This window comes from Allokutzneria sp. NRRL B-24872 (genome assembly GCF_002155965.1).
Lineage (GTDB): Bacteria > Actinomycetota > Actinomycetes > Mycobacteriales > Pseudonocardiaceae > Allokutzneria.
The window spans coordinates 1-16,970 of record NZ_MUMH01000154.1; the positions used below are offsets into that span (position 1 = coordinate 1).

General features: G+C 70.8%; 21 protein-coding genes. 9 read left to right on the forward strand and 12 right to left on the reverse strand.

Annotated features, from left to right (window positions below):
• Positions 1–376 precede the first annotated feature (376 nt).
• Together glyA and CCN37_RS32020 are read right to left on the reverse strand one after the other, a co-directional pair.
• Positions 377–1,645, reverse strand: a complete 1,269-nt coding sequence (gene glyA / locus CCN37_RS32015; RefSeq protein WP_305764722.1) for a serine hydroxymethyltransferase — start codon at positions 1,643–1,645, stop codon at positions 377–379.
• Between the two features lie 109 nt (positions 1,646–1,754).
• Positions 1,755–2,432, reverse strand: a complete 678-nt coding sequence (locus CCN37_RS32020; RefSeq protein WP_086828103.1) for an HAD family hydrolase — start codon at positions 2,430–2,432, stop codon at positions 1,755–1,757.
• Positions 2,433–2,756: 324 nt separating this feature from the next.
• Between CCN37_RS32020 and CCN37_RS32025 the strand changes: the two genes are divergently transcribed.
• From CCN37_RS32025 to CCN37_RS32040, 4 genes are read left to right on the forward strand one after another with little or no spacing between them, the layout of a single operon-like run.
• On the forward strand, positions 2,757–3,545 hold the full coding sequence (locus tag CCN37_RS32025; RefSeq protein ID WP_246843432.1) for a TIGR03619 family F420-dependent LLM class oxidoreductase: 789 nt from the start codon (positions 2,757–2,759) through the stop codon (positions 3,543–3,545).
• Entirely contained in the window at positions 3,542–3,982 is a 441-nt protein-coding gene (locus CCN37_RS32030; RefSeq protein ID WP_086828105.1) for a hypothetical protein, read from the forward strand. Before CCN37_RS32025 ends, CCN37_RS32030 begins: the two co-directional genes overlap by 4 nt.
• Before the next feature lie 7 nt (positions 3,983–3,989).
• Positions 3,990–4,343 (forward strand): DUF427 domain-containing protein, encoded by a 354-nt coding sequence (locus CCN37_RS32035; protein WP_086828107.1) that lies wholly within the window; start codon positions 3,990–3,992, stop codon positions 4,341–4,343.
• 51 nt (positions 4,344–4,394) lie between these two features.
• Positions 4,395–4,739, forward strand: coding sequence for a hypothetical protein (locus CCN37_RS32040; protein WP_086828109.1), 345 nt, complete (start codon positions 4,395–4,397; stop codon positions 4,737–4,739).
• A 5-nt stretch (positions 4,740–4,744) separates the two neighbouring features.
• On the opposite strand, the gene CCN37_RS32045 is transcribed toward CCN37_RS32040, so the two are convergent.
• Positions 4,745–5,146, reverse strand: a complete 402-nt coding sequence (locus CCN37_RS32045; RefSeq protein WP_086828111.1) for a DUF3224 domain-containing protein — start codon at positions 5,144–5,146, stop codon at positions 4,745–4,747.
• 390 nt (positions 5,147–5,536) lie between these two features.
• Here CCN37_RS32045 and CCN37_RS32050 point away from each other — a divergent pair, with 390 nt between their 5' ends.
• A complete protein-coding gene (locus tag CCN37_RS32050; RefSeq protein ID WP_086828113.1) occupies positions 5,537–6,238 on the forward strand; it encodes an SDR family oxidoreductase in 702 nt (233 codons plus the stop codon).
• Position 6,239: 1 nt separating this feature from the next.
• Here CCN37_RS32050 and CCN37_RS32055 read toward each other — a convergent pair whose 3' ends face one another.
• Entirely contained in the window at positions 6,240–6,812 is a 573-nt protein-coding gene (locus tag CCN37_RS32055) for a GNAT family N-acetyltransferase (RefSeq protein ID WP_086828115.1), read from the reverse strand.
• A gap of 286 nt (positions 6,813–7,098) precedes the next feature.
• On the opposite strand from CCN37_RS32055, the gene CCN37_RS32060 reads away from it, so the two are divergent.
• A complete protein-coding gene (locus CCN37_RS32060) occupies positions 7,099–7,422 on the forward strand; it encodes an STAS domain-containing protein (RefSeq protein ID WP_168200961.1) in 324 nt (107 codons plus the stop codon).
• Here the strand turns inward: CCN37_RS32060 and CCN37_RS32065 are convergent.
• Positions 7,409–8,215 (reverse strand): SDR family NAD(P)-dependent oxidoreductase, encoded by an 807-nt coding sequence (locus CCN37_RS32065; protein ID WP_086828120.1) that lies wholly within the window; start codon positions 8,213–8,215, stop codon positions 7,409–7,411. The genes CCN37_RS32060 and CCN37_RS32065 overlap by 14 nt on opposite strands.
• Positions 8,216–8,351: 136 nt before the next feature.
• Here CCN37_RS32065 and CCN37_RS32070 point away from each other — a divergent pair, with 136 nt between their 5' ends.
• Together CCN37_RS32070 and CCN37_RS32075 are read left to right on the forward strand one after the other, a co-directional pair.
• The gene (locus CCN37_RS32070; RefSeq protein ID WP_143261907.1) at positions 8,352–9,896 is read left to right on the forward strand and encodes a hypothetical protein; all 1,545 of its coding nucleotides are present in this window, start codon (positions 8,352–8,354) and stop codon (positions 9,894–9,896) included.
• A 134-nt stretch (positions 9,897–10,030) separates the two neighbouring features.
• A complete protein-coding gene (locus CCN37_RS32075; protein ID WP_086828126.1) occupies positions 10,031–11,014 on the forward strand; it encodes an aminopeptidase in 984 nt (327 codons plus the stop codon).
• On the opposite strand, the gene CCN37_RS32080 is transcribed toward CCN37_RS32075, so the two are convergent.
• Positions 10,950–11,420: a MarR family winged helix-turn-helix transcriptional regulator gene (locus tag CCN37_RS32080; RefSeq protein WP_086828128.1), complete on the reverse strand. Its 471-nt coding sequence runs from the start codon at positions 11,418–11,420 to the stop codon at positions 10,950–10,952. The two genes, CCN37_RS32075 and CCN37_RS32080, sit on opposite strands and share 65 nt — an antisense overlap.
• The gene (locus CCN37_RS32085) at positions 11,411–11,845 is read right to left on the reverse strand and encodes a hypothetical protein (RefSeq protein WP_086828149.1); all 435 of its coding nucleotides are present in this window, start codon (positions 11,843–11,845) and stop codon (positions 11,411–11,413) included. The genes CCN37_RS32080 and CCN37_RS32085 overlap by 10 nt, the downstream gene beginning before the upstream one ends.
• Before the next feature lie 111 nt (positions 11,846–11,956).
• Between CCN37_RS32085 and CCN37_RS32090 the strand changes: the two genes are divergently transcribed.
• Positions 11,957–12,529 (forward strand): phosphatase PAP2 family protein, encoded by a 573-nt coding sequence (locus CCN37_RS32090; protein ID WP_086828131.1) that lies wholly within the window; start codon positions 11,957–11,959, stop codon positions 12,527–12,529.
• Here the strand turns inward: CCN37_RS32090 and CCN37_RS32095 are convergent.
• The 5 genes from CCN37_RS32095 to CCN37_RS32115 all read right to left on the reverse strand — a co-directional run.
• Positions 12,493–13,146, reverse strand: coding sequence for a response regulator transcription factor (locus tag CCN37_RS32095; protein ID WP_086828133.1), 654 nt, complete (start codon positions 13,144–13,146; stop codon positions 12,493–12,495). The genes CCN37_RS32090 and CCN37_RS32095 overlap by 37 nt on opposite strands.
• Positions 13,143–14,618 carry a sensor histidine kinase gene (locus CCN37_RS41745; protein ID WP_143261908.1) on the reverse strand — a complete coding sequence of 492 codons (1,476 nt, stop codon included), beginning with the start codon at positions 14,616–14,618 and terminating at the stop codon, positions 13,143–13,145. Before CCN37_RS41745 ends, CCN37_RS32095 begins: the two co-directional genes overlap by 4 nt.
• Positions 14,615–15,754 carry a cytochrome P450 gene (locus CCN37_RS32105; RefSeq protein WP_086828137.1) on the reverse strand — a complete coding sequence of 380 codons (1,140 nt, stop codon included), beginning with the start codon at positions 15,752–15,754 and terminating at the stop codon, positions 14,615–14,617. The genes CCN37_RS41745 and CCN37_RS32105 overlap by 4 nt, the downstream gene beginning before the upstream one ends.
• 37 nt (positions 15,755–15,791) lie before the next feature.
• Positions 15,792–16,487, reverse strand: a complete 696-nt coding sequence (locus CCN37_RS32110; protein ID WP_086828139.1) for a GNAT family N-acetyltransferase — start codon at positions 16,485–16,487, stop codon at positions 15,792–15,794.
• Positions 16,488–16,970: helix-turn-helix transcriptional regulator (locus tag CCN37_RS32115; protein WP_086828141.1), on the reverse strand; the 483-nt coding region annotated here is incomplete at its 5' end.

Sequence of the window (16,970 nt, forward strand, 5' to 3'; positions counted from 1 at the left end):
GGTAATCACGATCATCAGCAGCGTTCTGGAACGCGGTCAAGGCCGAAGCGAGATTCGCTTTCGCATGACACAAAGCAGCGTGACTCGCCTCAACCTCGACCAACAACTCTTCGAGGGTCATGCCTCGATTCTACTATCGAATTCGAAACGATCATGGCTCTAAAGAATGAATTCCCAGGCGCCCACCGCGCCGAAAACGCAACCCCCACGAAACGGAACGCGCGGCTGGAATGGTCGGCTTTACCTGGGGTGCGCGTGCCATACGCTTGTCCGCGTGGGCCGGGATTCATCCCGTGCCCGCCCGGCCAGTGACGGCACGCGCAAGGGGCCCCCAGGTCAAGCCGACCCACGCTGGAACCAGCGAACCAGCGGAAAGCTAAGAAACGAACCCAGGCATCGGATACCCAGCCATCAACTCCGAAACCTCCATAGCGATCTTCTCAGCGTCCTCCCCGGCAACCGCCCGATCAATCCACTCAGCCAACAACCGCATCTCCTCCACCCCCAACCCCCGAGTCGTCACCGCGGCCGTCCCCAGCCGAATCCCCGACGGGTCGAACGGCTTCCGCGCGTCATAGGGAACCGTGTTGTAGTTCAGCTCGATACCAGCACGGTCCAACGCCTGAGCGGCAGGCTTGCCCGCAATCTCCTTCGACGTCAGATCAATGAGAATCAGGTGATTGTCAGTACCACCTGAAACCAGATCGAACCCGCGCTCCACCAACGCCTCTGCGAGCGCGGCGGCGTTCTCCACCACCGCGTGCGCGTACGTCGAGAACGACGGCTGAGCGGCCTCTCCGAGCGCGACGGCGATCGCGGCGGTGGTGTGGTTGTGCGGGCCGCCCTGCAAGCCCGGGAAGACCGCCTTGTCGATCGCCTTCGCGTGCGCGGCGTCCGTCATGATCATCGCGCCGCGCGGGCCGCGGAGCGTCTTGTGCGTGGTGGTGGTGATGACCGGCGCGTGGCCCACCGGCGAGGGGTGCGCGCCACCGGCGATGAGGCCGGCGATGTGCGCGATGTCGGCGACCAGGACCGCGCCGACCTCCTCGGCGATCGCGGCGAAGGCGGGGAAGTCGATGGTGCGCGGGATCGCGGTGCCACCGCAGAAGATGAGCTTGGGCCGCTCGGCGAGCGCGAGGTCGCGGACCTCGTCCATGTCGACGCGGCCGGTGTCCTTGCCGACGGTGTAGCGCACGCTGGAGAACCACTTGCCGGTGGCGGAGACGCTCCAGCCGTGGGTGAGGTGCCCGCCCATCGGCAGCGCCATGCCCATGACCTTCTCGCCGGGTTCCAGGAACGCCAGGTACGCGGCGAGGTTGGCCGGCGAGCCGGAGTACGGCTGCACGTTGGCGTGCTCGACGCCGAAGACCTGCTTGGCGCGCGCGACGGCGAGCTGCTCGACCTGGTCGATGACCTGCTGGCCCTCGTAGTACCTGCGGCCCGCGTAGCCCTCGGAGTACTTGTTCGTCAGCACCGTGCCGGTGGCTTCCAGCACCGCCGTGGAGACGTAGTTCTCGGAGGCGATCAGCCGGATCTTCTCGAACTGCCGCTGCGCCTCCGCGTGCACCAGCTCCGCGACCTGCGGGTCGGCGGTGGTGAGCGTGGGGATGTTCGGTTCGTGCACGACGACCTCCGGGCGTGACAGCACGCCGCGGAGGCACCCAGGCGCGCGGCGCGCTCCGACTTCCCGCTCCCCGGTGGTTGCCCCCACCCTCGGCGCGCCAGTCGCGATCACCCGAATCGTAGGTGGTGGATCACCGCGCGCGAGCGCCGGGTTCGAGCACGCCGCGCAGCTCAGCCGGTGAAGCGGCCAGCCACGTCGCACCCGCGGCGACGAGCTGGCAGGGCTGGTCGACGCCGAAGGTGACCCCGGCCGCGCGCATGTCGGCGGCGGAGGCCATCAGCACGTCCTCGACGGAGTCCCCGACGACCACGCAGCGCTCCGGCGCGACCCCGAGCGTGCGCGCGGCCAGCAGCGCCGGATCGGCGCAGGGTTTGCCGCGCGGGGTCATCCAGTTCCCGACGACCAGGTCGAACGCGCCGAGCAGTCCGGCCGCCGCCAGCAACTCCTCCGCGCTCGACCTGCTCCTGCCGGTGATCACGGCGAGGCCGCGGCCGGATTCGCGGAGACCGTGCAGCAGCTCCGGAATCCCGGGGAACACCAGCTGCGCCGCGACGGGCAGAACGCGTTGCCGGAACAGCTCCTGGAACCGGTTCACCGAGAGCCGCACCAGCCCGTGTCCCGGCGGCAGACCCAGCAGCCGCGCGAAAGCGGGCTCCATCGGGAGGTCGGCGCTGGCCCGGACGTGGTTCGCCGGGGGTGCCGGTCGCCTCGACCGCGTGAGGACCCGGCGCAGCAGCGGCACCGAGGCGGCCGGGGTGTCGAGCAGCGTGCCGTCCAGGTCGAACAGCACGGCCGCGCATTCAGCCATTCAGGACTCCGCTCGAAAAGAATCGGCTGTGGCCGAACTCAGGGACGAAGATGACCGCATCAGATCACTTCCGGTCAAATCAGCCCCCATTATCCGAACGCGCCCTGTGGCGGCTGCGCTTGCTGGCGGGCAGTGGCGAGATCTGCTTGACGGAGCTGAGCAGCGCTGCGCCAGCAGGCCCTCCGTGAGCAGGCGCGTCCCTGGCGGGCCCGGACATCCTGACCAGCTCACGTGACCGCATTCCCCAGCAGGAACAATTCTCGCGAATACGGGGACGTGCTCCGACTTGACCCTGACATCAGCGTCAACCTCTATCGTCGGGATGTGACCGCGCATCTCCAGGTAGTGCTGCCGGACGAGTCCGCCGAGATGGACCCGCACCAGTTGGCCGAGCTGGCCGTGGCGGCGGAGTGGCTCGGGTACGGCGCGGTGTGGCTGCCCGACCACCTGCTCCCGCCCGGCCCGTACGGCGGTGGGCGCTACGGCGGTGTCTACGAGCCGCTGGTGTCGCTGTCCTTCATCGCGGCGCGCACGAGCACGATCGGGCTCGGCACCTCGGTTCTCGTGCTGCCGATGCGCAGCCCGTTCGTCGTGGCGAAGCAGGCCGCCACCCTCGACCGCCTCTCCCGGGAGCGGTTCACGCTCGGCGTCGGCGTCGGCTGGGACCGCGCGGAGTTCGCCGCGGTCGGCTCCGGTTTCGCCAGCCGGGGCGTGCGCACGGACGAGGCGATTTCCTTGCTGCGCAAGCTCTTCGACGGCGAGCACGAAGGCGGTGTGTTCGAGCCGCGCCCGCGCAGACGCCTGCCGATCATGGTCGGTGGTACCAGCGAAGCGGCTTTGCGGCGCGCGGCGACGTTGGCCGACGAGTGGCAGGCGGTCGGCCTCTCCCCCGCGCAGTTCGCTGAGCACTTGGCGCGCCTGCGGGAGTTGGGAGGTGAGCAGGTCCGCGCGAGCTCGCGGCTGGCTTGGGAGGGCGGGCGTGACGAACTGGCGCGGACCGTCGAGCAGGCCCACGCCCTGGTCGAGGCCGGTGCCGAGGCGGTCGCGGTGTGGTTCGGCTCCCACGAGGGCTTCGCCGATCGCATGGCCGAGTTCGCGCAGGCACACCGGTGACCGGCTTCTTCCCGCCCCGCGCGGTTCGCGGGATCACCGAGAAGGGGTGGACCGCGGGCAACTGCGCGCCGGACTTCGTGCGCTTCACCGTGGACTTCGAGCCGCTGGGCGCTCCTGGCCACGAGTTCGTCGCCGACCTCGACCACGGACACGACGAGTACGAGGCAGAGGTCCACCAGGAGTGCGCTCCGTCGATCATGCACGGCGTCCTGCTGAACCTCGTCGGCGCGGAGAAGAACGGTGACCTCCCCCTCGCGGTCGACCGGTTGGACGGCGCTGCTGACGGGCTGGTGATCGCGGTGCGCGTCGTGCTCACCAGCGCCCGTTACCACATCGTCGACTCCGCGCCCCTCTTCCACCGGCACGCGGGATGGCGCGCGGCGGCTGCGGCACGACGTGTTCTCGCCGGGGAATCAGCCACTGGCGGCGACGGTTGAACACGGCATGAAGATCCCCGGCCCGAATCACCCCATCACCGTGACGCCGTCCTCCGACCACGTGGTCGTGCGCGTCGGCGAGCGCGTCATCGCTGACACGTCGAAGTCCCTCGTGTTGCAGGAATCGACCTATCCAGCGGTGCGCTACGTCCCGCTCGACGACGTGGACCAGTCGCAGCTGCGGCGCACGGAGACGAGCACCCACTGCCCGTACAAGGGCGACGCCGGGTACTACGCGATCACCGGCGAGCCTGAGCTGACCGACGTCGTGTGGTTCTACGAGCAGCCCTACGAGGCCGTGCGGGAGATCGCCGGCCATGTGGCGTTCTACCCGTCACAGGTGTCAGTCACCGTCGGCTGACCGCGGCGTGGCACGATCCTCTCCTCACCACATCGTGTGTAAGGAAGACCGATGACCTCGTCGAACGACCTCGGCCCCATGCCACCGCTGCCGAACCAGCACCAGCCGCAGGTGCGGCCCGGCGCGTCCTACGGGAAGTGCGTGCTCGCGGCGCTGGTGTGGTTCGGCGTCGTGTTCGTGGTCCTGTTCGCCACGCTGGGGGCACCCGCGTCGGGCCGCGCGCTCGGTCTGGTCGCCGGTCGGATGATCGTGCCGTTGCTGCTCTCCTCCCTCTTCACGTGGTTGATCTTCCGGCGCAAGCCGACGAGCTTCGGCATCCTCCTCATCACCTCGCTGCCGTTCTTCGTCCTGCTCTCCTTCCTGCTGGGTGCGGCGAGCATCGCGGGCCGGGCCTGACGGGTTCAGCCCAGCTCGTAGTCCAGCCACACCCGGTGCGTGCCGTCCTGCTCGACGGTCAGGCCGCCGGTGCCGGTGATGCCCGCCAGCTCACCGGTACCGCTGCCGGGCACGATCACGAAGTGCTCGTCGGAGCGGTCGGTGCCGGTCGTCGTCGCCGCGTGCGCGAAGTTGAACGCGCCGGAACGGCCGTGCACCGCGCCTTCGAAGGACTCCATGGCGACGTAGGTGCCCACCCCGGTCGCGGGGTCGAACGCCGAGGTGAACAACGTCGCCGCACGGCCGCTGATCTCGCCGTCGAAGGTCTTCTCCATGGTCGCCACGCCGACCGGTAGCCCGGTGGGCACGGCCGGGGTGAGTTCGGTCGGTACGAAGGCGGTGACGCTGAAGGTCGCGTTGGCTCTCATGCCGCGATCGTAGGAGCGGGGTCCGACACTCGGCCGCCCCGCGAAGACAAGCGGCACGTGTCAGCCTTGTCGGTCGCGGGGTTTGCCTGTCTTCAAGTACGCCCAACCCCCGTCCCGGAGGTCTTCAACCGCCGCAAACCCTCGCGGCTCGGAGGGTTTGCGGCGGTCAACGATGATCGACAGGGGGTTTGGGGGCCTTGAAGACACCCCAACCCCGCGGCGCCGGTGGTGCGGAGGGTGGCACCCGTGGCGCGGGCGGCTCGGGTGTGCGCGGTACGGCGGCGCCGGTCGCGCGGGCAGGCAGCGTGTGCGCGGGCGGCACCGGTGGCGCGGCGGGTGGGTGGCAAGTGCGCGGTCGGCGGCTGGCGGGGTACGGCCTAGGCTGGGCCGATGACTACCGCAGTGATCACCGGGGCGGCTGGCGGCATCGGCCTCGCGCTCGCCGAAGCCTTGCACGCCAAGGGAAACCGCCTCGTGCTGACCGATGTCAACGCCGACGCCCTCAGCGAGGCGACAGATCGTCTCGGGGCGACGGCGGTGGTGGCCGACGTCGCTGATCCGGCCGCGATGGAGTCACTCGCGGAGCAGGCCGCCGACGCGCGGTTGATCTGCCTCAACGCGGGGATCGTCGGCAGCGCGGTCGGAGCGCCGTGGGAGGTCCCGGCCGAGGACTGGGACCGCGTGTTCTCCGTGAACGTCAGCGGTGTCGTCAACGGGCTGCGCGCGTTCGTGCCGCGTCTGCTCGCGTCGGGCGAACCGGCCCACATCCTGGTCACGGCGTCGCTCGCCGGGCTGACGGTGTTCCCCGCGGGAGGCGCCTACGGGCCGTCCAAGCACGCGGTCGTCGCGCTCGTGCAGCACACCGCGTTGGCGCTGGAGGACACGCCGGTGCGCGTGAGCATGATCTGCCCGGCGCTCGTGGCGACCGGGATGTCGAAGGAAGGCGTCGCGGCCGCCGATGTGGCCGCCGAAGCGCTGAAGGCGATCGACGACGGTGTCTTCGCCGTGGTTCCCCGGGAGTGGCAGCCCGCCGTCGTCGACCGCGCCCAGCGCGTGGCGGCCGGGCTGGCGCCGACGTTCCCCGGCAGCTGAGTCAGTTCGCCTGCCAGTGGCGACCGCGGCGGGGCCGCCAGTGCCTGCCTCGCCGCGAGCGCTCCCGCTGGCCGCGCTCGGCGAACTCCGCCGAGGTGATCCGCATCAGCACCAGGTAGTTGACCCGTCCGCGCAGGACCTCGGTGTCACGCACCCGGCCCACCTCGCAGAACCCGAGAATCCCGTGCAGCGACAGCGAAGCGACGTTGCCGCCGTGGATGCTCACCTCGCACGCGCCGTAGCCGTGCCGCTCGAACATGAAGCCCAGCAGCGTCGTGATCGCGTCGCCGGCGTACCCGCAGCGGCGGTGCTGCGCGCCGATCCCGATGCCGTAGCTGAACCGGTCCTCGTCGTGGGTCGTCCACAGCGAACCGACGAGCACCTGGCTGTGCAGTGCCTCGATCGCGAAGTGGACGTCCTCACCGGAGTCGTCGGTGCGGTGCGCCGCCCAGTGCCGGTAGCCGCCGACCCGCGTCGCGCCCCGATCGAACCCGCGGAGGGTGCGGTCGTCGGCGGGCGTGACGTCCCGGAGCCGGACCTTGTGGCCGGTGACGCCGGAGAGCTGGGTGATCATCAGGGCTGATGGTAGTGCGCGCCGCGGCGTGACGGGGTCCTGCTTTCGGTTCTCTTCGTTGGTCCTTTCGGTGGACCTCCCGTGCCCGCCGGTGATCGCGTTTTTGGCTCTGGGCAAGGCGACCCGTTCTGACACGTTCGGGTGTTTGGCGTGTCCGCCGCGACACGCGCGGGAGGCGATCCGGATCATGACGGTAGGCGTTCCGCCACCAGGTGCCCACCGTCCTCTGTGGACGGTGGGCACCTGGGCTTCAGCCCGTCGAACCACTGGAAGAGAGCAGCACCGCGTGTCAGTCGAGCTCCTCACCGTCTCCGCCCGCTCCGAGAACGACCACTGGCTGGTCGCCCTGTCCGGAGCGGTGGACCTGGCGTCGCGACAACTCTTCCTCTCCGCGCTCGACGAGGCGGCGGCGAGGGACGAGCGCGCGGTGGTGCTCGACCTGACCTCGGTGACCTTCCTGGGCTCGACGGGGCTGTTCGGGCTCGTGCGGCTTCAGCGAGCCCTGCGGGAGCAGCGGCGCGACCTGCGTCTGGTCGCCGTGCACGAGGCGGTGCTGATGCCGCTGCGGGTGACGGGCCTGGACGCGGAGTTCGCGATCAGAGCCCCTTGAGGAAACCGGAGTCCACGGCGAACTCGGCACCGGTGGTGCTCGCCGACCGCGGCGAGGCCAGCAGCGCAACGGCGTCGGCGACCTCCTGCGGGTCCGCGAGCCTGCCGGTACTGAGGTTCATCATCTGCGGCGCCAGGGTGTCCATCACCGTGTCGCGGTCGCTGCCCGCCATGGCCGCGATCGTGTCGGCCGCGCCGCCCTCGTCGGTCCACCACGCGGTGCGCACGGGGCCGGGCGAGACGGTGTTGACGCGGACGCCCTTCGGGGCGAACTCCTCGGACAGGACCTTGGTGAGGTTGTGCATGCCCGCCTTCGCGGCGCCGTAGTCGGCGTTCATCGGCGACGGCTGGCGGGCGTTGCCGGAGGAGACGTTGACGATCGAGCCGCCACCGGCCTCCAGCATCACCGGCAGCACCGCGCGGACCGCCCGCACCGCCGAGAACAGGTTGAACTCGAACACCGCCTGCCAGTCCTCGTCGGAGGCGTCCAGGAACGACGGGCGCGGCATCCGCACACCGGGCGGAACGCCACCGGCGTTGTTCACCAGCACGTCGACGCCGCCGAACTCGCGGACGGCCTCGGCGACGACGCGGGCCGGGGCCTGCGGGTCCATCAGGTCGGCCGCGACGTGCAGCAGGCCGGGCCCGGCCAGCTCGTCGAGCTCGGCGGTGCGGCTCCTCGACACCGCGACCACCCTGGCGCCTTCGGCCAGCAACGTCCTGGTCACCGCGAGACCGATGCCCTTCGACGCACCGGTGACGACAGCGACCCTGCGGTCGAGCTTGAGATCCATGGCAGTCCTTCTCATTGGCTGGCGTGACCTGCCAATGTTGTTTCGCGGCAACGGGAAAGTCCGGCGCGATTCGGCCATCGCCGCTCAGCTGGGCGGCTGATTCCCGCCAGCACGCGCTTGTCCTAAGGTGATCGTCGTGAGCTGGGCGGAGAGTCCGATCGGGGTGCACGCCCAGCGGTGGTCGACCCTGCCCGGAACCCGCAAGGTGCTCTTCGTGGTGCACACGGTCACCTCGGCCAACCGGCTGCTGGACCTGGTGCCGCTGTTCGACTCCGACCTGCGCGTGCAACTGGTCTTCACCTGCCCGCAGGCCTCCGCGATCACCGGCGGCGTCACGGACTGCTTCACGGAGCTGGGCGTCCTCGCGGTGCCGTGGGAGCAGGCCCTTGCCACCGAGTTCGATCTGGCGATCACCGCCAACCACAGCGGGAAGCTGCACGAGATCCGCGCGCCGGTCATGATCGTCTCGCACGGCGGCGGATACTCGAAGAACTCCGGGGACAAGCAGACCTACGGCTTGTCGGCGCCGTGGTTGCTGCGCGAGGGACGGGTTGTCGCCGACGCGCTGGTGCTCTCGCACACCGAGCAGCTGGACCGGCTCGCCGCGGCCGTGCCGGAGGCGCTGCCCTCGGCGGTGGTCGCCGGAGATCCGACGCTCGACCGCATCCGCGTCAGTCGGCCGCTGCGCGAACGATACCGCGAAGCCCTTGGTGCGCAACCGGATCAGCGGCTCGTCGTGGTCTCTTCCACGTGGTCCTCGCGTTCGCTGTTCGGTTCGTGGCCGGACCTGTTCCGCCAGCTCCTCGCGGAACTGCCGATGGACGACTACCGCGTCGCCGCAATCCTGCACCCGCACGTCTGGTTCGGCAACGGTCCCCATCAGATCCGCCTGTGGTTGGCGGACTGCGTCCGTGCCGGGCTGGTGCTGGTGCCGCCGTTGGAGGGTTGGGGCGCGGCCCTGATCGCCGCCGATCTGGTCATCGGGGACATCGGCGCCACGACGGCGTACGGGACGGCGCTGGACCTGCCCGTCGTGCTGGCCGCTTACCCTGAGGACGACGTGGCGGCCGGGTCCTGTGTGGACGTTCTCGGGATGAGCGCGCCGCGCTTGGACCCGGATCGATCCCTGCGCGCTCAGGTGGAGCGGGCGCTGTCGTCCTTCGTGCCCGGCGAACTCCAGAAGGTGGCCGACCTCATCAGCTCCTACCCGGACGAAGCCTCCGCGCGCCTGCGCGCACGCGCGTACGAGCTGCTGGGGCTGCCGGAGCCGGATCGTGGCGTGCTGGTGCCACCGCTGAGGCTTGAACCGTCCACAAAGGACGAAGTGCTGGCGTGCTTCGTCACGGCCGATCTGGCGCGCTACCCGGCGGACGTGTTCTCCGGCAGGCTGCTCACCGCGCCGGTGCTCGACGATCCACACCTCGTCGTGCACGCCGAGCACCCCGACCGTGCGCTGCGCTCAGCAGCTGACATCGTGTTCTGCCACGGCGAAGCCCACGCGGCGACCTTGTTCGACGACCTGTCCTGCCTGTCTGCTGCCGTGGTGCACTCCGGTTCACGAACTCCTGGTGCGGCTGGGCCAGCGCCCATGGCGCGGCGGGCTCGGGTTCGCCGGCCACGTTCACGTTCAGCACCTCGACCCGCCCGACCTGGACCGAGGTCCCGTGCACATCGCCGGTGATCGAGTTCGGCACGTCGCCGCTCACGGAGCGCACCCTACCGAGCCCGCTCCGCACACGCCGGGAAACTCGTGGCGAGGGCGCGCCGAACCCGGTTGTATACGCCCAGCACGCCCGCAGATCTAGGAGTTCGCCCATGTCCTGGTCCGACGTGGCCGTCGCGGCGGCCGACGGCATCGCCCCGCCGACGGGCGGCCTGGTGGTGGTCCGCGATCGGTGCGGCCGTCCCGAAGCCGTGAACGCGCTGGTCGTCGAGCTGGCGCGGCGCGGAGTGACGGCCGTGGTGGACGCGGTGCCGGACGAGGTGTTCGCGCGCGTCCTGCGAGAGACCGAACCGGCCCTGATCGAGCACTTCGGCACGCACCGCGCGGCGATGCTGGAGCGCGCGGACGGCGTGATCACGCTCGGCGCGCAGAAGCCGGACTTCGACGGCGTCGAACCCGATGTGCTCCAGGCGTTTCTGCGCGCGCGGGCGATCATGGGCGAGGTGGAGGCGCGGAGGCGGTTGCCGTTCCTCGTGCTCGGCGTGCCGACGACGCGACTGGCCCAGGATCTCGGCCGGTCGATCGAGGAGCTCGACGATGCCGTCCTGCCCGCCATCGCAGTGCCCTCGCAGGTGTTGGCCGCCGCGATCGAGCGCGCGTGCTCCGAACTGGATGGCGACCGGCGGGTGGTGGAATCCCCCGGCTGCACGCTGAGCGCCGACCGGCGAGGGAGGGCCCTGCTCTCCGACGACGGTCATGTGTCCGAAGTGGACAGACAACGCGGCGCGACGACGAGCAACCTGCCCGCGGGATCGGTGTACTCGACGGTGATCGAGGACTCGGCCGAAGGAACCGTGCGCCTCGAAGGCGGCTCCGTTCTGACCTTTGCGGACGGTCGCGTCGCGGAGGGGCCGAGCCGCCTCATCGGTGAGCGCGTCTCGCACATCGGCGTCGGCCTCAACCCCGCCGCGCGGGCGACGGGATGGGTGCTCAACGACGAACACCAGGTCGGCGCGGTGTTCCTCGCACTCGGCGAGAACCGCTACCTGGACGGCCGCAACGCGTCGACGCTCAACGAGGACTTCCTGGTCGAGCGGGGCAAGCTCCACCTTGGGCGCGAGTCAGGTTCGCGGTGATGGTGGCGAGGCAGGTCATGAGGGTCGCCACCTGCTCCTCGGTGAGCCCCTTCAGCGCGTCGGCGTTGACGCCGGTTCCGGCGCGCGCCAGGGTCTCCCTCAGCGACTCGGCTCGGTCGGTGAGGAACACGAGCATCTGACGCGCGTCGGTCGGGTGGCGCTCGCGGCGGATCAGCCCGTCACGCTCCATGCGCTGCAACGTCTTCGCCATGGTGGGCTGTTCGACGCGGACCTGGCGGCACAGCTCCGCCTGGGTCAGTCCGTCGCGCTCGTAGAGTGAGAGCAGCGCGGGGAACTGGCCGGGCACAACGCCATGCGGCTCGACGCGCTCGCGCAGGGCCTGTTCGAGGACGCGCGCGGCCAGGTTGACCTGGTAGCCGAGGGATTCCGCTCGGATCAGTTCCACTTCTTCCTCCGCCTCGTCACCGCCACGCCGTCGCGGAAGTTCAGGCCCAGCAGCACGACGTTCACCAGTCCCGCGATCAACTCAACGTACTGGACGGCGTGGAACCACCCGCCGAGGTACCCCGCGGCCACGAAGCGGTCGAGCGTCACCGCGCACGGCACCAGCACGAGGACGCCGATCGCGGCGATGGCGATCATGCGGCGCCTCTTGCGCACGACGAACGGAGCGCGGCTGGACCCGGCGAGCCTCATGCCCGTCGCGCCGGTCGCGGCGAGCGCCGGGACGAGCACGACCAGCGCAAGGACGATGCCGCGCTTCACCACGGCGGGATCGCCGGTGAGCGTGGCGATCTGGAACCCGAGCACGAGCAGCAACGCCAGTGACGCGGCGACCAGGTGGACGCGGAGAACAACGACACGACTCATGCCCATAGCATGCTATGCAGATGCCGGGGACGCAACCACTGCCCTGGGGCAGGGGTGATCGCTAACCACGGGCAGTGCCGATGCGGCCTGCGGATTCCTAGCTTGGGCCGCATGACACCACCCGAGTTCAGCGTGGACTGGTACCGCGCTGTCACCGAGTTCGCGGCGGGACTGCCCGACTGGGTCCGCGCGCTCGCAGAGATCGCCACGACCGGCGTGCTGGCCCTGCTCGCGTTGGGATTCGTCCTCGCGTGGCGGCGAGCCCGAGATCCGCGAGCGCGCGCCGCTGCCCTGCTCGCCCCGGCGGCGACCGTGCTGGCCTATCTCCTCAGCGAGACGGCGAAGACGTTCTGGCAGCAGGATCGCCCGTGCCGCACGGTTTCCGGGACGATCGCGGAGTGCCCGCCGGCGGGCGACTGGTCCTTTCCCAGCAACCACGCCACCCTGGCGGGCGCGGCCGCCGTGGGGCTGGTGATCGCCTGGCGGGCGGCGGCGGCCCTCGCGCTTCCGGCCGCGGTCATCGAAGCGGCGGCGCGAGTGCTCGTCGGCGTGCACTACCCGCACGACGTGATCGTTGGGCTCATCCTCGGCGGAATCGTTGCGGCGCTGGTGGTTCCGGCGCTCCGAGAGCCGCTGGCACGACGGCTTCAGTCCAGGAACTCGGTGACCAGACCGGCTTCGTAGGCCACGATCGCCGCGCGCACGCGGTTGCGGACACCGAGCCGCTTCATGATCGTGCTGACGTAGACCTTCACGGTGCCTTCGGCGAGGTGCAGGCGCGCAGCGATCTCCGCGTTGGACAGCCCACCGCCGACCAGGCCGAGCACCTCGCGCTCGCGATCGGTCAGCTCGGCGACCCGTTCGCGCGCCGCGCGGTCCCGTGGCTGGCCGAGCCGGTCCACCACACGGCGCGCGACCAGCGGCGAGAGGTAGGCCGCGCCGGAGGCCACCGCGCGCACGCCGTCCAGGATCTCGCGCGGATCGCCGGTCTTGAGCACGAAACCGCTGGTGCCTTCACCCAACGCGCGGTCGATGTAGGCGTCGTCGGCGAAGGTCGTCAGCACGAGAACGGCGGTCCCGGGCGCCACGCGCCGGATCTCCTCGGCGGCGTCGAGCCCGGTGAGGACGGGCATCCGGATGTCCAGCAGCGCCACGTCGGGGCGGTGGGCCAGCACGAGGTCCACCGCCTCCCTGCCGTCTCCGGCCTCCGCCACGACCTCGATCCCCTTGTCCGCCGCCAGCACCGCGCGGACGCCGACGCGCACCACCGCCTCGTCGTCGGCGAGCACGACCCTGATCACGGCTTTCCCTCCACGAAGTCCTTGGCCACCAAGCGGTTCCCGGCGAAGCACACACGGTACAGATCGAGCCGCTGGCCATCGAAGGGGTTGCCGTGGGTGCCGTAGAACCGGCACTCCGCGCCGGGCGGAGCGGGTGGGGCGTAGGACGGCGGGGTCTCCACGCGGGTCCGGCCGGGGAGCACGGACTGGACCTCCTCAAGGGTTTGCCCGACCACCAAGCGCTCGAAGTCGTTGGGCCGCAACACTGATGTCGTCGCGTCGTAGAAGAGGAACGCCAGCACGACGCCGGTGGCTCCCACCACGGTGACGCCCGCGACCGTCGCCGCGTGGATGAGACTGCGCCGCACGCGCGCACGTGCTTGGTCCAACGTGGACGACGAGATCGGCTCGGTCTCGACGAAACCGGGCGCGTGCGGGATGACGGCGTGCACTTCGAACTCCGAGCCGACCTGTCCGGCGCGGAACTCCCCGTCCACCAAGCGAATCCGCTCAGCCAACCCGAGCAGCCCCTGCCCTGCCCCGGGGGCACCGGTCGGATTGAGTCCATTGTGGACACTCACCGTCGATGCCGTGACCCCGTGCTCGACAACGACGCGGACAGGCATGCCCGGCGCGTGCTTGGCCGCATTGGTCAGTGCTTCACGCACCACGCGCGAGACCGTCCGCTCCACCAGCGGGGGCGCGGTGCCGGTGACCTCCAGCCGCACGTCCATGCCGGAGTCGCGGTTGCGGCGCACCAGGTCGGTGATCGACACCGGGTCGGGGTCCTCGCGGAGCAGGCGCACGATGTCGGCCAGCCGCTCCGCCGCGTCGGTCACCGCCGACCGGGCCGCGCCAGCCGCCGAGCGGTGGTGCTCGTCGAGGTCGGGCGAGACTTCGAGCGCGCCGATGCGCAGGCTGACCAGGCTCAGCTCGTGGCCGAGCAGGTCGTGCATGTCGCCGGCCAACCGCACGCGCTCGCGCTGCCGGGCCTGCGCGGCGACCGCTTTCTGCTGGTCTTCGAGGCGCTGCGCGAGGTCCCACCCCTCCCGGACGAGCGCGAGGTACTGGCGGCGGTAGCGGCCGACGCACCACAGCAGCACGCCGAGCAGCAGGACACCGAGCACCGCGAAGAACCGGGTACCGAGATCGGGCACGGCGACGCCGAGGACGAGCGCGATGACCGCGAGCGTGCTCAGCGTCGGCCGGGTGTCGCGGTCGCGGACGCCCGCCTCGTAGCCCGCGAGCACGGTCGCGAGCAGGAACGGGAGCATCGCGATCTCGGGGAACCCCGGCAGCGAGAGCAGCGAGATCTCCCACAGCGCCAACGAGATCGCGAGCGGGACGACCGGCCACCGCCGACCGAGCGCGACGCCCACGGCCAGCAGCGCCAGCGCGGTGACCGTCTCCCACCAGTCGAAGCGCACCTGGAGCGAGGTGATCCCCGCCCACACCACCGGGATCGCCGCGATCATCCAGCGGGCGGCGCTCACCACGTGACCGGCAGCGCTTCTGGCGGGGCCTCGGCGGAGCCGTGCCGCAGGCAGATCTGCTCGACGGGCACGGCCAGGCGCAGCCCCGGCATCCGGCGCGCCAGGACGTCGAGCGCGACTTCGAGTTCGAGCCGGGCGAGCGCGGCGCCGACGCAGAAGTGCGGACCGTGGCCGAAGGAGAGGTGCCGGGCGCCGTCGCGCGCGGGCGCGAAGCTCTCCGGGTCGTCGAACACCGCCGGGTCGCGGTTGGCCGAGGCGACGGACACCACGACCACGTCGCCGCTGCGAATCCGCGCCCCGCCCAGCTCTACGTCGGCGATCGCCCGCCGAGATCGCAGTGCGTCGCCGAAGGTGGCGAAGCGCAGGAGTTCTTCCAGCAGAACGGGGTTCGCCGGACTCAACCGTCCACAGTGGACCAGAAGGGTGAGCACCGCGCCGCCGATCCCGGCAACCATCGTCTCGTAACCGGTCACCAGCAGCGTCGCCACGAGCTTCACCACGGCGACGTCATCGGCCTCGTCGGCGACCAGCGCCGTGATCAGCCCCTCCCCCGGCTCGGCGCGGGCGGCCTTGACCTGGGCGTGCACGTTGTCGAGCAGATCGCGCTGGGCCTGCGAGACCTCCTCGTCGGAGAAGCAGCTCACCGACAGCACGGCCTGGGCCCAGTGCGCGTAACGGCGGTTCTCCTCGACGGAGACGCCCAGCAGCGCGCAGATAACCGACATCGCCAGCGGCTCCGCGAAGGCCGTCATCAGGTCGCCGCCCGGTTCGAGGTCGTCGAGCAGGCGCTCCGCCAACTCCACGACACCCGGGCGCAGCGCGGCGATCCGGCGCGGGGTGAACGCCCCGGCCAGCCGCGCGCGCAACGCCGTGTGCTCCGGCGGATCGGTGGTGAACAGCAGCCCGGACAGCAGCTCTCCGCGCCGGGTCCGCGCGGCGCCGCCGTCCAGCAGCGCGCGCTTGCTGAAACGCGGGTCGGCCAGCACGAGCTTCGCGTCGCAGTAGCGGGTGACCAGCCACGCGAGGTCTCCGCTCGGCAGGCGGACGCGGCAGACCGGGCGGTCGCGGCGCAGCTCGCGGTAGGCGGGAGCGAGTTCGGTCAGCCCCGCCCTCGGCAAGGGGAAGGGAACAACCACCGCTCGCCCTCCAGGTCGGTCCACGCCGCTCAGCCGTTCAGCCGCCGCGGTGGATCGCCCACCCCCGGCCGCGCAACCAGCTCTCCGCGCGTTCCCTGGCCGTGGCCAGCTCGACGGTCATCACGATCACCGGGACCCGCCCGGGGCCCAGCGGCACCGGCCCGGTGACCGGCTCCGCCCCGAAGAACCGCGCCGCGGGGCTGGCCGAGGCCAGGCTGGTGAGCACCAGCCTACGGGCCCCGGTGCGCGCGCCCCACCACGAGAGCGCGGCGTGCACGAGCGCGGCCGAGACGCCGAGCGAGCGGTGGCTCGGGACGACGACCTCGCGGCCCACCACGGCGAAGGCCCCCGCGGAGACGACCTCTTCCGGCAGCAGTTCGCGCAGGTCGCCGAAGTCGTCCCGGACCTCGCCCCAGGCCAGGGTGTTCGGCACGATCCGCAGACCGCCGACGGGCAGTTCTGGAGCTGGTTGTTCGAGAGCGTCCGGCTTGTGTTCCAGGCACAGGAACTGAGCGGCGCGCTCGTCGTAGGCGTCCCAGGCGGTGACGCCGATCCGGCGCAGGGTGGGCTCGTAGTGCCGCTGCCGCATGTCGAGCACTTCTTTTCGCCGCGGCAGGCTGTTCGCCACGCGGAGCACGAGTTCACGGTCCTGTTTCCGGTAAACCGCGATGAGCGGGTCGAGGGCATCGAACGCCGCCGCACTCCGATCGAACAGGTCTTTCTCACGCGGCATTTACTTAACGTATTCCGGGAGCACCCTCGGGGGCCAGCAGCCAACACTAAGGATTCCCATAGAGTATGCCTTGGAGACCAGCGCGGGCCGGTTGGAGACGCCGAGCTTCCGGAACATCGTGCTGACGTGGTATTCCACGCCCTGCCTGCTCAGGTAGAGCCGGGAAGCCATCTCCACGGCGGAGACGCCCGCGGCCACCCCCTCCAAGATCCTGGCGTCGAGGTCGGTGAGGATCTTGGCCTGGTCCACCGGCGGCCGCGCCTGGTGCTGCTCGTCGGTCTCCGGGCGGACCACCACGACCACCGCGCCGACCCTGCCGTCGGGGGCGTGCGCCGCGATCCCGGTCAGCTCACCGGCGAAGACGGTGCCGTCGGGGCGCATGGCCAGCATCCGGTCGCCGAAGCTGGTGCGCTGCCCGTCCACCAGCCTGCTCAGCTGGCGGCGCAGGTTGGACTCGACGCTGGGGTGCAGGAAGTCCTGGAA

What these genes read in the sequence shown, in the direction of transcription:
- CCN37_RS32110 (WP_086828139.1), bottom strand. Translation starts at nt 16,487, where the DNA reads ATGCCGCGTGAGAAAGACCTGTTCGATCGGAGTGCGGCGGCGTTCGAT.
- CCN37_RS32055 (WP_086828115.1), bottom strand. Translation starts at nt 6,812, where the DNA reads ATGATCACCCAGCTCTCCGGCGTCACCGGCCACAAGGTCCGGCTCCGG.
- CCN37_RS32040 (WP_086828109.1), top strand. Translation starts at nt 4,395, where the DNA reads ATGACCTCGTCGAACGACCTCGGCCCCATGCCACCGCTGCCGAACCAG.
- CCN37_RS32090 (WP_086828131.1), top strand. Translation starts at nt 11,957, where the DNA reads ATGACACCACCCGAGTTCAGCGTGGACTGGTACCGCGCTGTCACCGAG.
- CCN37_RS32050 (WP_086828113.1), top strand. Translation starts at nt 5,537, where the DNA reads ATGACTACCGCAGTGATCACCGGGGCGGCTGGCGGCATCGGCCTCGCG.
- CCN37_RS32035 (WP_086828107.1), top strand. Translation starts at nt 3,990, where the DNA reads ATGAAGATCCCCGGCCCGAATCACCCCATCACCGTGACGCCGTCCTCC.
- CCN37_RS32020 (WP_086828103.1), bottom strand. Translation starts at nt 2,432, where the DNA reads ATGGCTGAATGCGCGGCCGTGCTGTTCGACCTGGACGGCACGCTGCTC.
- CCN37_RS32085 (WP_086828149.1), bottom strand. Translation starts at nt 11,845, where the DNA reads ATGAGTCGTGTCGTTGTTCTCCGCGTCCACCTGGTCGCCGCGTCACTG.
- CCN37_RS32075 (WP_086828126.1), top strand. Translation starts at nt 10,031, where the DNA reads ATGTCCTGGTCCGACGTGGCCGTCGCGGCGGCCGACGGCATCGCCCCG.
- CCN37_RS32065 (WP_086828120.1), bottom strand. Translation starts at nt 8,215, where the DNA reads ATGGATCTCAAGCTCGACCGCAGGGTCGCTGTCGTCACCGGTGCGTCG.
- CCN37_RS32045 (WP_086828111.1), bottom strand. Translation starts at nt 5,146, where the DNA reads ATGAGAGCCAACGCGACCTTCAGCGTCACCGCCTTCGTACCGACCGAA.